The 13,303-nt window shown below is 53.5% G+C and carries 12 protein-coding genes; 7 read left to right on the top strand and 5 right to left on the bottom strand.

What is annotated here, in order from left to right:
- Nucleotides 1-7: 7 nt before the first annotated feature.
- Together G9Q38_RS00595 and G9Q38_RS00590 are read left to right on the top strand one after the other, a co-directional pair.
- Nucleotides 8-781 carry an SDR family NAD(P)-dependent oxidoreductase gene (locus G9Q38_RS00595; RefSeq protein WP_166126745.1) on the top strand — a complete coding sequence of 258 codons (774 nt, stop codon included), beginning with the start codon at nt 8-10 and terminating at the stop codon, nt 779-781.
- On the top strand, nt 778-1,218 hold the full coding sequence (locus G9Q38_RS00590; protein WP_166126741.1) for a nuclear transport factor 2 family protein: 441 nt from the start codon (nt 778-780) through the stop codon (nt 1,216-1,218). The genes G9Q38_RS00595 and G9Q38_RS00590 overlap by 4 nt, the downstream gene beginning before the upstream one ends.
- On the opposite strand, the gene G9Q38_RS15340 is transcribed toward G9Q38_RS00590, so the two are convergent.
- Nucleotides 1,204-2,823, bottom strand: a complete 1,620-nt coding sequence (locus G9Q38_RS15340; protein ID WP_166132263.1) for a methyl-accepting chemotaxis protein — start codon at nt 2,821-2,823, stop codon at nt 1,204-1,206. The genes G9Q38_RS00590 and G9Q38_RS15340 overlap by 15 nt on opposite strands.
- A 129-nt stretch (nt 2,824-2,952) precedes the next feature.
- On the opposite strand from G9Q38_RS15340, the gene G9Q38_RS00580 reads away from it, so the two are divergent.
- The 3 genes from G9Q38_RS00580 to G9Q38_RS00570 are packed head-to-tail and all read left to right on the top strand — an operon-like array spanning nt 2,953 to nt 6,250.
- Complete coding sequence (locus tag G9Q38_RS00580) at nt 2,953-3,897, top strand: Gfo/Idh/MocA family oxidoreductase (protein ID WP_166126738.1); 945 nt, start codon at nt 2,953-2,955, stop codon at nt 3,895-3,897.
- A complete protein-coding gene (locus G9Q38_RS00575) occupies nt 3,894-4,781 on the top strand; it encodes an LOG family protein (RefSeq protein ID WP_166126736.1) in 888 nt (295 codons plus the stop codon). The genes G9Q38_RS00580 and G9Q38_RS00575 overlap by 4 nt, the downstream gene beginning before the upstream one ends.
- Entirely contained in the window at nt 4,778-6,250 is a 1,473-nt protein-coding gene (locus G9Q38_RS00570) for an MFS transporter (RefSeq protein WP_119441495.1), read from the top strand. Before G9Q38_RS00575 ends, G9Q38_RS00570 begins: the two co-directional genes overlap by 4 nt.
- A 6-nt stretch (nt 6,251-6,256) precedes the next feature.
- Here the strand turns inward: G9Q38_RS00570 and G9Q38_RS00565 are convergent, their stop codons facing one another.
- On the bottom strand, nt 6,257-7,099 hold the full coding sequence (locus tag G9Q38_RS00565) for an aldo/keto reductase (protein ID WP_119441494.1): 843 nt from the start codon (nt 7,097-7,099) through the stop codon (nt 6,257-6,259).
- 81 nt (nt 7,100-7,180) lie between these two features.
- On the opposite strand from G9Q38_RS00565, the gene panB reads away from it, so the two are divergent.
- Both panB and G9Q38_RS00555 read left to right on the top strand, forming a co-directional pair.
- On the top strand, nt 7,181-8,008 hold the full coding sequence (gene panB / locus G9Q38_RS00560; RefSeq protein ID WP_166126733.1) for a 3-methyl-2-oxobutanoate hydroxymethyltransferase: 828 nt from the start codon (nt 7,181-7,183) through the stop codon (nt 8,006-8,008).
- A complete protein-coding gene (locus G9Q38_RS00555; protein ID WP_166126730.1) occupies nt 8,005-9,468 on the top strand; it encodes a DNA recombination protein RmuC in 1,464 nt (487 codons plus the stop codon). The genes panB and G9Q38_RS00555 overlap by 4 nt, the downstream gene beginning before the upstream one ends.
- A 34-nt stretch (nt 9,469-9,502) precedes the next feature.
- Here G9Q38_RS00555 and G9Q38_RS00550 read toward each other — a convergent pair whose 3' ends face one another.
- The 3 genes from G9Q38_RS00550 to G9Q38_RS00540 are packed head-to-tail and all read right to left on the bottom strand — an operon-like array spanning nt 9,503 to nt 13,152.
- Complete coding sequence (locus tag G9Q38_RS00550; RefSeq protein WP_166126728.1) at nt 9,503-10,567, bottom strand: maleylacetate reductase; 1,065 nt, start codon at nt 10,565-10,567, stop codon at nt 9,503-9,505.
- A gap of 47 nt (nt 10,568-10,614) precedes the next feature.
- The gene (locus G9Q38_RS00545; protein ID WP_166126725.1) at nt 10,615-11,469 is read right to left on the bottom strand and encodes an intradiol ring-cleavage dioxygenase; all 855 of its coding nucleotides are present in this window, start codon (nt 11,467-11,469) and stop codon (nt 10,615-10,617) included.
- A 36-nt stretch (nt 11,470-11,505) separates the two neighbouring features.
- Complete coding sequence (locus G9Q38_RS00540) at nt 11,506-13,152, bottom strand: FAD-dependent oxidoreductase (RefSeq protein ID WP_166126723.1); 1,647 nt, start codon at nt 13,150-13,152, stop codon at nt 11,506-11,508.
- Nucleotides 13,153-13,303: the final 151 nt, after the last annotated feature.

The raw sequence follows: 13,303 nt of genomic DNA, 5'->3' as shown, positions 1-13,303 counted from the left end.
AGTTCTTATGCCGATGAACCCACCTATGCGAAATTGGAAAGACCGTGTTGTTTGGGTGGTGGGCGCGTCCAGTGGTATTGGGCACGCGGTTGCCCACGACTTGGCGCAACAGGGGGCCAAAGTGGTCGTGTCGGCGCGCAATGCGCAGGCGCTGGACGCTTTCGTTGAAAAGCATCCGGGGGCGTTGGCTGTTCCGTTGGATGTCACTGATGTGCGCACATTTGAGCAAGCCATGGCGCGTATTACCCAGGAGTTGGGCGAGCTTGAGGTGGTGTTGTATTGCGCCGGCTATTTCAAGACCATGCGGGCGAAGGACTATGATCTGGACACCATGTTGCGGCACGAGCAGGTTAATTATGTGGGGGCATTGAATATGTTGCATGCCGTGCTGCCGCCAATGCAGGCCCAGGGGGCGGGGCATATCAGTTTTGTATCCAGTGTGGCCGGCTTTACGGGCTTGCCCCAAAGTCTAGCTTACGGGCCTACCAAGGCGGCGTTAACGCATTTGGCCGAAGTGTTGTACCAGGATTTAAAACCGGCCGGCATTCACGTTTCGGTTGTGCATCCCGGATTTGTCGAAACACCGCTCACGGCGCAGAACCCGTTTCCCATGCCGGCAATGCAAACGCCTGAACAGGCTGCAACCGCCATTTTGAAGGGGTGGTCGCGCGGGTGTTTTGAAATTCACTTCCCACGTCGTTTCACAGTGGTTCTGAAGTTTCTGCGTTTATTGCCTTACCGTTTGTATTTTGCGCTGGTGCGGCGGGGAACCGGGTTATGAGTGCTCCGGGCATTCAACGTGTTGCCGCGTTCTACGAGCGTCTTGCGCCTGAAAGTCTTGATCGATTGGGTGAAGTGTACGCAGCCGACGCGGCGTTTACCGACCCATTTAACGATGTGATCGGTGTTGACGCTATCCGGCGCATTTTTGAACATATGTTTGCCACAGTGCATTTGCCGGTGTTCAAAGTGGATGCGATTGCGTCAGAAGGGCGCAACGGCTTTTTAACCTGGACATTCTCGTTTCAAACCGGGAAAGCAGGCGCCCGTCGCGACTGGACGGTAAAGGGGGCTACGCATGTTCGGTTCAATGCACACGGAAAAGTGTGCATGCATTACGACTACTGGGATCCTGCCCAGGCCTTGTATGAAAAAACCCCGCTGGTGGGCGGGGTTTTTCGCTGGTTACGTCGAAGGTTATCTTCAGGCACCCAGTAGTTTGGGAGTACGACCCATGGGTTCGTTGTCTTGTTCGATTGTTTTGGTGGCAGCTTTATGGGCTTGTGCTTCCACGCGGAATGTGGCAACCAAATTGGCCAGCGATGCGGCCTGATCCTGCAGGCTGGCCGATGCCGCTGAGGCTTCCTGAACCAATGCCGCATTTTGCTGGGTGACCTGGTCCATTTGCGCAACGGCCTGGTTAACCTGGTCGATACCAATACTTTGTTCCTGGCTCGCGGCGGTAATCTCACCCATGATGTCGGTCACCCGTTTGATGCTGCTAACGGTTTCTTCCATCGTTGAGCCGGCTTCGGCGACCAGACGGTTGCCTTCCTCGGTGATGGAAACCGATTTGTCGATCAGATCTTTGATTTCCTTGGCCGCCTGGGCGCTGCGCTGTGCAAGCGAACGCACCTCCGAGGCCACAACCGCGAAACCTTTGCCCTGTTCCCCGGCGCGTGCCGCTTCGACAGCCGCGTTCAATGCCAAGATGTTGGTTTGGAAGGCGATACCGTCGATCACGCTGATGATATCCACCACTTGCTTGGACGATTCGTTAATCGCGCCCATGGTGTCAACAACTTTGGATACGACTTTGCCGCTATGGGTGGCCACATTCGCTGCCGATTCGGCCAGACCGTTGGCCTGGTTTGCGTTGTCGGCATTTTGTTTTACTGTAGTGGTAATTTCTTCCATGGTTGCGGCTGTTTCCGCCAGCGAGCTTGCCTGCTGCTCTGTGCGTGACGATAAATCGGTGTTGCCCGCAGCAATTTGGGTGGAAGCGGTTGCAATGGAATCGGCGCCGTCGCGAACCTCGAGAACCACGTCGAGCAGATTGGCGTTCATGCGCTGCAGGGCGGCCAGCAAGGTGGCGACTTCATTCTTGCCTTTTACCGAGATATTACCGGTTAGATCACGAGATGAGACTTTTTCGGCGAAGTTAACGGCATTTCGCAGCGGAAGCGTAATGGAGCGAGTGATGCCGACAGCCATCAGTACACCGATAAGCAACGCAGCGACCGTCAGACCGATCATGATGGTAAGCGCAAGCTCATTTTCTTGATTTAAGTTGTCGGCACGCTTATTAATTAAACCTTGCTGATAGGTGAGAAGGTTTTGAATACTTTGTGTGTAGTTTGCCAGTAAACCTTCAAGCTGATTGTCGAAGAAATCACGCGAAGCGGCAAAATTTCCTTCCTTGCGTGCTTCAATGGCCGCGTTTCGTTTGCCAACGTATTCGCCTCGTCGCTCTTGAATAATATCGAATAAACGCAAGGCTTCGGGGTCGGTTACGCTTTCTTTAAGCGCGGCCTGTAACTTGGATATTTCCGCGCTTGTGGCTTTCATATCTTTTTCGAAAGCGGCGATGGTGCCGGGGTCGGTGAGTTTGGCATTGGCGAGCGTGCGCACAGCGTTCAATGCGGTCAGCATGTTCCATTTGGAAATAATCCGCTCGTTGTACAAACGAACTTCTGTAAGGTCTTGTGCCATGGCATCGGAGCTTTGAACGCGCCAGATGCCGACACCGGCCAAAATGGCAATGAACAGCAGCATTACAACGAACCCGATGATCAGACGGGTACTGATTTTAAGATTGTGCATCATGAATAGACTTACTCGGAAAAAGGGTGGTTACAATTGGCTTGACAGCTATGTGTAGCTATGGTTACGTCAGCCTTTCAGGAAACTTAAGGCATTTTAGGGGCCGGGGGCGGCGTTAAAAGGGCGGAAATGAAGGTAGGTATCGCTGGAATTGGGGCTTTTGGGCTGAAACATTTAGAAGCAATTAGTCATATCAGCGGAGTTGAGGTGGTTTGTATTACCGGTGGCCGTGATACCGCCCGACTGGAGGCGATTGCACGCCGATTCAAGGTGCCTGCGGTCTTGCCGTCGCTGGAAGCTTGCCTGGCGCTGCCCGAAATCGATGCGATAATTTTGTGCGGTCCCACCCAGGTGCACGCCGCTCAGGCATTGGCCTGTCTTCAGGCCGGCAAGCATGTTCAAGTTGAAATTCCCATGGCCGACAACCTGGCCGATGCGCGGGCTTTGGCTGCCAAACAACAGGAAACCGGCCTGGTTGCGATGGCCGGGCACACGCGCCGTTACAACCCCAGCCATCAGTGGATACATCACCGTATCCAGCGGGGCGAGTTGGTGCTGCAGCAATTAGACGTGCAAACCTATTTTTTCCGGCGCTCCAATGTGAACGCGGAAGGGCAACCTCGAAGTTGGACAGACCACCTGTTATGGCACCATGCTTGCCACACGGTAGATCTGTTTCAGTATCAAACCGGTGAGGTGGCGCAGGAAGTGCACGGCATGCAAGGGCCGTTACATCCTGCACTGGGCATTGCCATGGACATGTCGGTGCAACTGAAAGTGGCATCAGGGGCGCTTTGCACGCTATCGCTTTCGTTTAACAACCAGGGGCCGCAAGGTACCTTCTTCCGCTATATTTGCGACAATGGCACTTACATTGCACGTTACGATGAGTTGGTAGACGGCGAAGGTAAGGTCATTGATGTATCGGGTGTCGATGTTTCGTTGAATGGCATAGAGTTGCAAGACCGTGAGTTTTTCGCGGCTATTCAGGAACACCGCGAGCCGCGTTCCGGTATGGCGCGTGTATTGCCTGCCTACGAGACTTTGGATCGTATTGAAAAGACCTTGAAATGACCAGCGATTCACTCACTCCGGAACAACGCGCCGAATTGTTGCGTGCCATTCTTAAAAGCCCTTCCTATCGGTTGGCCTATCACGACGCTGAATTTATGCGGGATGAAGATTTGCGTCCCGTCAGGTTGCAACTTGAGTTGCTTAAGCCCGAGTCGTATTTGCGTGAAAATCACATTGACTCAACGATTGTGGTTTATGGCAGTGCGCGTGTATTGTCGCCTGTCGAAGCACAAAAAAGGTTCGATGAGGCCTCGGATTATCTTGCGAATCATCCGGGTGATGCACAAGCCGAACAAAGTTTTAAAGTGGCGCAGCGGCACGTTCACTATTCACGCTACTATGAAGAAGCCCGGCGGTTTTCCTATCTTATTTCACAACGTTTTCAGGCAGATAACCCGTGCCAGTTTGTGGTGGTTACAGGGGGTGGGCCCGGCATTATGGAGGCAGGTAACCGCGGTGCGTTTGATGCGGGAGCAAAAAGTATTGGGTTGAACATCACCTTACCGCACGAGCAGGTTCCCAACCCGTTCATTACGCCCACGCTGTGCTTTCATTTTCATTATTTCGCCTTGCGCAAAATGCACTTCATGTTGCGTGCGCGTGCGCTGGTGGCGTTTCCAGGTGGTTTTGGCACGCTGGATGAATTGTTCGAAGCGTTAACTTTGGTGCAAACCGAGAAAATGTCGCGTATGCCGATTATTTTGGTCGGCAGAGATTATTGGTCTCGATTGATTGATTTTGATTTTATGGTGGAAGAGGGCATGATTTCTCAGGCAGACCGGGAGTTAGTAACGGTGGTGGAAACGGCGGAAGAAATTTTGTCGCTTCTTGAGGCGTTCTATGCAAATTGTGCCGATCGGCCCTTTCCCGGAGAGCCGGTATGAGTGGGTCGTCTGATCAAGCGTCATGGGGCGAGCTGCTCTCGGGGCGCAATGGTTTGCGTTCACTGGCGGTGGCCGGTGGGGTGGCATTGCATGCCATCAATGTCTATATTGCCGTCACTATTTTGCCGTCCGTTGTGCGTGATATTGGCGGTCTGGAGTATTACGCGTGGAACATGACGCTGTTCGTTGCGGCCTCAATTATGAGCTCGGCCTTATCGGCCAAGGCGAATGACGTATTCGGCTTGAAAAAAGCCTTCCTGGTCGCTATTGCGATCTTTTCAGTGGGTACTGCCACCTGCGCGCTGGCGCCCAGCATGCTTTGGATGCTGGTTGGCCGTACGGTTCAGGGTGCAGGTGGTGGGTTGTTGTTGGGCCTGTGTTATTCGTCGATTCGAGTTGTGTTTGAGGAGCGCCTTTGGCCGCGTGCGGTGGGGCTGACATCAAGTATGTGGGGCGTTTCCACGCTTAGCGGGCCCGCAATTGGCGGTATTTTTGCTCAGTCGGGAAATTGGCGCTGGGCTTACGGGGCGATTTTGCCGGTGGCGTTTGGGTTGGCCTGGCTGGTGATTACGCAAATTAACGCTTCCACGACGGGCAGCACGAATGCGCCCAGCCAACGTATTCGAGTGCCCGTTGGCAAAATCGCGCTTGTGGTGTTGTCGGTACTGGTTGTTTCAATGGGGAGCTTGTCGACCCATGTGGGCTGGAATGCGTTGGGTGTTTTTGTGGGGTTGGGTATTGCGGTGTTGGTCGCGCGTAGCGATATGAACGCCGATATCCCGCTGTTGCCACAAGGTTCTTATTCTTTACGGCAGGCCATGGGTAGCATTTACGCCTGCGTGGCCCTGATCAGCGTATCCATTACCGTCGAAGTTTTCATTCCTTATTTTTTGCAGGTGGTTCATGGCTACGAGCCGCTGGCGGCCGGTTATTTAACGGCTCTGATGTCTATCGGCTGGACGATCGGGTCAATTTTTAGTTCGGGTCGCCGGCCGGCCACTGCGAAATGGTTATTGCGGGCGGGGCCTGCAACGATTGCCGTTTCGCTCGCAGCACTGGCGGTACTCATGCCCATGCTGCATTTAACGCAAACATATTGGCTTTGGGTGATGTTGGCGCCTTTGTTTGGTGTGGGCCTTGGCATTGGCATTTCCTGGCCTCATTTGCTCTCGCAGGTATTCAGAAGTGCGCCCGCGGGGCAGGAAAGTATCGCGTCCGGCTCGGTTATTACTGTCCAGTTGTTTGCGCTTGCAATGGGTTCAACCATTGCCGGCATGATTGTTAACGCGGCCGGCATTACTGACCCCGGAGGTGTTCAAGGAGCGCAATCGGCCGCGTATGCGCTATTGTTCGCCTTCGCGCTTGCACCCGGGGCGGCGTTTTTTATTATTGGGCGTGTGATTCAGGCCAAAGCCGAAACCGACGCAAGAGCGGCGGCACGTGCTATGGCCCAGGAAATAACGCCTTAAATTGGTTTACGCCTTAGGTAAGCGGAAGCGTTCCGGATCGGGTCCGTGGCGCGCATCGTCGTCGTGTAAGGTGGCAATGTCGTTCATGTCCTGCTCATCCAGCTCGAAGTCGAACACTTCAAAATTTTCTTCGATACGTTTTGGGGTGACCGATTTTGGAATAACCATGCAGTCCAGTTGCAAATGCCAACGCAGTATGACTTGCGCAACCGAACGTTTATGTTTTTGTGCAACTTTGGCCAGAATCGGGTTTTCCCACAACAGGCCGTGCCCAAGCGGGCTCCATGACTCGGTAACGATGTTGTTCTCTGCGTGAAACGCGCGTAGCTCAGGCTGCTGGAATCGCGGGTTCAATTCAATTTGATTCACGACGGGCAGTACGCCTGTTTCGTCGAGCAGCATTTGCAAGTGGTCAATATTAAAGTTTGAAACCCCAATGGAACGAACCCGGCCTTCTTCACGCAGTTGCATCAGTGCTTCCCAGCTCTTAACGTATAAGCCGATTTTAGGTGCGGGCCAGTGAATAAGGTAGAGGTCGATATAATCGAGGCCGAGTTTATTGATGCTTTCCTCGAATGCTTTCATGGTTTCATCGAAGCCATGCCGATCATTCCAGACTTTGGTGGTAATGAAAAGGTCTTTACGATCGACGCCGCATTCTTTTATGGCGCGCCCGACGCCCTCTTCATTGCCGTATATGGCGGCGGTGTCAATGAGACGATAGCCGGTTTTTACGGCGGTTTTGATGGCGTCAACGGCTTCATTGTTCTCTACTTGCCAAACGCCGAACCCAATACGTGGGGCTTTGTGGCCATCGTGAAACGTAACGCTATTTACAATATCGGTCATGCGATCTCCCTAAGGTGTTAAACAGGGTAAGCTTATGGTCATTATAAGGTTCTCGATTCCGGCATAAACCAGGAGCTGTCTGTGAGCGTACATTCCAAAATAAAACGTATTAGTATTCCCGACCTCATGGGTTACAAGGGCAAGAAAAAAATTGCTTCCCTAACAGCCTATATTGCGCCCATTGCGCGTTTGCTTGATGAAAGTCAGGACATGATTCTGATTGGCGATTCCACGGCGATGGTGGGTTACGCCATGCCCAATACGCTGGCCATTACAGTCGATCAGATGGCCGCTCATGCTGCGGCTGTTGTGCGCGCAACGCAACGTGCCTGCATTTTGGTCGATATGCCGTTTGGCTCTTATCAAGAGTCGCCGGAGCAGGCGTTTCGCAATGCGGCACATATTTTGGCGGTGAGTGGTGCAGCCGGTGTAAAAATGGAAGGGGGAAGCGCACTGGCGGCCACGACGCGGTTTTTGGTCGATCGTGGGGTACCCGTGTTGGCGCACGTAGGTTTAATGCCGCAGTATGTGAACACCATGGGCGGGTTTAAGGCCCAAGGGATGTCCGAAGAGGCGGCTGAGCGAATCTTTCAGGATGCGCTGGCGCATGAAAAAGCGGGGGCGTTTGGATTGGTGCTGGAAGGCGTGGCCGAAGAACTGGCACGTCGCATTACCGATGCGGTGGCAATTCCTACAATTGGTATCGGCGCATCGCCGGATTGCGATGGCCAGATTCTGGTTACCGAGGATATTCTGGGATTAAGCGGCGATCGCATTCCCAAGTTTGCCAAACCGTTTGGCGATGCGGCCGGTGTTATCCGCCATGCCGCCGCCCAATACGCCGCAGAGGTGCGCGAGGGCCAGTTCCCAACGCTCGATCATTGTTTTGGAGTCAAGAAAAAATCATGACGTTGTCGCCGGAGTGGATTGGTCTTCTCTTGTGGGGGCTGGGCCTGCTCATGGGGGGAGGCGCAGCGATGATATACGGCCGGCGCGGTTTGGCCGAAGCCCGCAATCGGAATGAGCTTGCGCGAACGCAGTACGAGGCGCGCATTAGCGACTACGAGTCGCGTATTCAGCAGCTTGATCGACAGCTTGCCGGTTATGAGGCCGAGTTGCGCAGTTTGCGTGAAAGGCTCGACGAGGCGCGAGATGCCGTGAATGATAAAAGCCTTGAGCTGGCCGGTGCACAAAGCCGTGTGAATGACCTTGATCGCCAGCTTACCCGCTTGCAGGCCGAACATGAAGAAAAACAGGCTGCCTTTGAAACGCTGAAGCAATCGTTCGAGCAATCAAAGGAACAGTTGAAAACCGAGTTTCAGAATCTGGCGAACAAAGTGCTTGAGGAGAAAGGACGCTTGTTCACTCAGTCCAGCACGTCGTCGCTCGACGCCATGTTGAAACCGTTTCGTGAACAAATTTCAGCCTTTCAGCAACGTATTAATCAAGTGCATGACGAATCGGTTAAAGGCAACGCTTCGCTGGGTACGGAAATTAAGCAAGTGTTGGAAGTGGGCTTACGCATGAGCGCCGAGGCCAACAATTTAACGCTGGCGCTGAAGGGGGATAAGAAAACCACAGGCACTTGGGGGGAGATTCAACTGGAGAAAACGCTGGAACTGGCGGGTTTGGTAAAGGGCGACCACTACGAGGCTCAGCCCAGGTTCAAAGACGGCGAAGGGCAGAGCCGGCAGCCCGACTTTGTGATTAAGCTGCCCGATGACAAGCATATGGTAATCGACAGCAAGGTATCGTTGGTTGATTACGACCGCGCCTTAAGTGCTGAAACCGAAGCGGAACAGGGCGCCGCGCTGCAGGCCCACGTTAAGGCCGTCAAACAGCACATCGATGACCTTTCGCGTAAGGATTATACGAACCTCATTGGGATGCGCAGCCCAAGTTTTGTACTCATGTTCATGCCTATTGAGTCGGCTTATATCGAAGCGTTGAAGAATAATCGCGATCTGTTCAACTATGGTTACCAGCGTAATGTGGTGATGGTGTCGCACACTACCCTCATGCCCATTTTGAAGACCGTGGCTAACCTGTGGATGGTGGCGCGCAGCAGTGCTCAGGCGCAGGAATTAAGTGATCGCGCCGGTGAAATTTACAACCAGGTGGCGGTTGTTGCGGAAAATTTGAAGAAGCTGGGTGATACGTTGGGAACCGTCAGCAATCATTACAACCGTACCGTAACGGCTTTGGCCGGGCGTCAGGGTTTGTACGGCAAAGTAAACCGGTTTAACGAGCTTTCGGCCAAAGCCAATAAAACCTTGCCGTCCATTGAGCCGCATCATGGCGATTATCAGGTTGAGCGTCTGTCACTACTGGCGGCTGAGCCTGACTCAACACCAGACCCGGAGAAATAAGCCTGGCGTCTTAGGCCTTTAAATGGGCGGTGCCTTAAGCTTGCGGGGCGTCACCGGCCCAAGCGCGACGCAACAGCGAACGTAACCCGTCGGCTTCAAGAGGGCGTGGATTCCAGTAGGGATTTTTCAGGGCAATTTCAGTTGCCTTTTCGATGTCGGTCTCTTTAAAACCCAGATCCTTCAGGGCTAAAGGGGCATTTATGGATTTAGCCAGCTCCCATAAACCCTGCCCCGCGTTTGCGTTGCCCAGCGCACGCCGCACTGCGTCCATGGCTTCAGCGGCGGCCGGTTCGTTGTAGGCCGCGGTATGAGGCAACATAATGGCGTGGGTTTCCGAGTGGGGTAAATCGAATGACCCGCCCAACACATGACACAACTTGTGGTGCAGTGCCATGCCGGCCGAGCCCAGACAAATACCGCATAGCCAGCCCCCGTACTGTGCTTTTGTGCGTGCGGATTTGTCGTTTGGGGCGGCAATGACGGCCGGCAGTGATTCGGCAAACGCACGGATACCTTCTTCAGCAACAAGCGAAATGATTGGGTTACGGTCTTGCGCGTAAAGTGCTTCAACCGCGTGCGCCATGGCGTTCAGGCCACTGGTGGCGGTTAATGCCGGCGGCAGGGTAAGTGTTAAGTTCACGTCGTAAATCACAGTGCCGGGCTGTATCACGGGCTTTTTTTGCGTCGTTTTAACGCCGTTTTCAGTTTGACCAAGAATGGATGTCATTTCCGAGCCCGCATAGGTTGTCGGCACGGCAATTTGTGGCAACCCGGTACGCAAGGCAATCGCTTTCCCCAGCCCAATGGTAGAGCCTCCACCCAGCTCGACAACGCAATCGGCCCCGACCTTATTTAAAAAGCTGATGGCGTCTTCAGTTACGGTGACCGGCGTATGCATGGCCGCTTGTGAAAAAACGCCTGCGCTTAACGTTCCTAATGACGTGGCTATTTCGTGAGCCCAATCTGCCTGGTGAGGGGTTGACAGGACAAGTGCCTTTTTGAGGCCCGCTCGCTCAAGTTCCTCTCCGAGGCTGTTCAGTTTGCCCTCGCCGAAAATAACGCGGGCAGGAAGAGTTTCGTAGATGAAATGAGTCTGCATGTGGCTTTATCCTGTTTTGGGTTGTCGCGACTATGATATTGATGGAATTAAATAGCTTTTAGCGTGAAATCGTAACGCAAGTAGGCATAGGGTTGGTCCATCTTTTTACCATCCGGAGCCGTGCCGGGGTCGTGCATTTCAAAGTTTCGGATCAGGGAGTTTTTTACGCCGAATACGACATCGCTGTCGAGGTACTTATCTCCATCGGCAAAAACATGTGTCACCAGTTTCTGGTGGCCCAGCGCCTGAATCATAAAGTGCACGTGAGCAGGGCGGTAAGGGTGGCGCCCCTGAGCGCGCAGCATATTGCCCACAGGGCCGTCATCGGGAATAGGGTAGGCGGAAGGGCGTACGGTCCAGCAACTGAAGTTACCGTTTTCGTCGGCGTGAAACTGGCCTCGCAATGCAAGTGAATCGAGATGTTGGACGTCGTAGAAACCTTCTCCGTCGGACTGCCAGATATTGATGTGGGCATTGGCAAGCGGGCTGCCGTCCTGGCTTCGCACAGTGCCTTGAATCAGCATGGGCGTACCTTTAATGTTTTCGGTTATATCGGCGCCAAGCGGAAATTCGTTTGCATTTTCAACATAAAACGGGCCTAGCACGGTGGTTTCGGTCACGCCTTCCGGCATGCGGTGGTTGATGGCGTCAACCAACATGGATACGCCCAGGGTGTCGGACAGCAGAATAAATTCCTGTCGCTTGTCATCGCACATATGGCCGGTGTTCGTGAGAAACCCGATAGCGCTTTCCCATTCTTCCTGAGTCGGTTCTATTTCCCGCACAAAGGCGTGTAAATGACGAACCAAGGCTTCACTGATTTGCTTGACTCGGGGATTGTCGCAATGCTTCAGGCGCGCAATGACTTCATCGGTCAAGGTGTTTTCATTAAGGTCACGCATGGAATAGAGTCTCCGAAAAGGTTATTCATATTGGTTTTATTGCGCAAGAATCCGGCTGAAAATCTCGCCCGCCGATTGGGTGTTGTTGCCCCGCCAGGCGACGATCTGATCTGGACGAATCAAAGCGAAATCGGCTTCGTATAAATCACGGGCCTGTGGCGCCGTTACAACCGTTAAATCAAGCCTGCGCTGTTGGGCTTGTCCTTTAAAATCGTCAGTGTAAACATTGTCTGGGTTCATACAAAGCAGAGTCCATTCAAACCCGAATGTGTCGTACAGGGATTTGTCGGCCGATAGCCAGCAGTGCGGAGGCCGGCCGCCGGGGCATGCGGTGGCGGTGTATTCGTTGGCCGCATCGGGTGGTGGGGCGCTGCCGTCCGACACTATAGCTGGTGAGCCGTCGTAGCGACCGCCGAAAGTAATACCGGGAATATTGAATTCAGCACGTCCGTGCGCCTCAAAGTATTGGCCGGCCTGTTCACGCGCTTGTCGCCCCGCCGCGGAGTCTTCTTCAATTTCAGGCACCGGCGCATACAGCCCGAGTGAGTCGGCAAATGTTTTCGCATAAGCGGTATTGCGAACTGCCAGCGGCCGACGCTCAAGCTCGTAGGATTCCAATAAAGACGGTGCAGCCTGACCTTTCAACACGGCGGCCAGCTTCCATCCTATATTGACCGCATCTTCCACCGCTGTGTTGTAGCCCAACCCTCCTGTGGGAGTGAATAAATGAGCGGCATCCCCTCCTATAAAGACACGGCCTTTCTGCATATGATCGGCAACCAGAGAGTGGCCCGCAGTCCATGCGCCATGAGAGAGAATTTCTGCTTTAACTGGTGCGCCCACCCCCATCTGGAACATCCGTAAGGCATCTTCCTGAGTGATGTCTGCTTCATTCTCATGGGGTTTGAGTTGAGTGTGAAAGGCGAATTCGCCTTTACCGTCGACCGCCGCCATAAAGGCGCGCCTCTCGTTGTTGAAGCAGACGTTCATCCACGCAGGGGCGTGAGGAACGGTTTTGTAAAAGTCGGGGCTACGAACATAGATGGCATACATACGTCCACCCATGAAGTCACGGACAACACCGGTTTCGCCTGTGTATCGGTAACCCAGGGCTTCACGAACAGGGCTGCGAGGGCCATCGGCACCGATCAGATAAGCTGCGGTGATTTCCCGTCTTTCACCATCTTCAACCCGTTCAACCAGGACCCGAACATCCTTTCCGGTATCAGAGAATTCAACCATGCGCCAACCAAAGTTAACAGAGATACCAGACAGTTTCTCCGCTTGTTGACGCAAGACTTGCTCCACATACTTCTGGGAAATGCGATGGGGCAACTCGGCGGCACTCCATGACCCTGATAGTGAATGGATTTTCTTTTTTGCCTCTGCAGCAGAGGGAAGTTTGAAGCGTGCCAGCTCGTGCGTTGCATACCGGGTGAAATAGGCGATATCTGTTGGGAAATCACTGGGCAAACCCAAGTCGCGTATGTCATTGGCAAACCCCAGGCGGCGATAGTGTTCCATGGTGCGCGCCTGGGTTGCATTAGCCTGTGGATTGAAGGCGGTACTGGGTTTTTCATCGACCAGCACGGCTGAAACACCGCGTCGCCCCAACTCGTTGGCGAGCATCAGGCCGCAGGGTCCGCCGCCCACAATCATTACGGAAGTATTACTCGGTAGCATAACTATTCCAGGTCCAGGTTTGTCAAAAGCCAAAGATATGCTGCTTTTTAGAACAGCTATTAATCGTGGTATTCCTCTCAATAGTAAGATTACCTTACTATAATGTCAATAATATTGATTGAGCCGCCTCGTAATGGAAAATCGAAGGCAG

The organism is Pusillimonas sp. DMV24BSW_D, from assembly GCF_011388195.1.
Lineage (GTDB): Bacteria > Pseudomonadota > Gammaproteobacteria > Burkholderiales > Burkholderiaceae_B > Neopusillimonas > Neopusillimonas aestuarii.
This window is presented reverse-complemented; position numbering and strand designations above follow the sequence as displayed.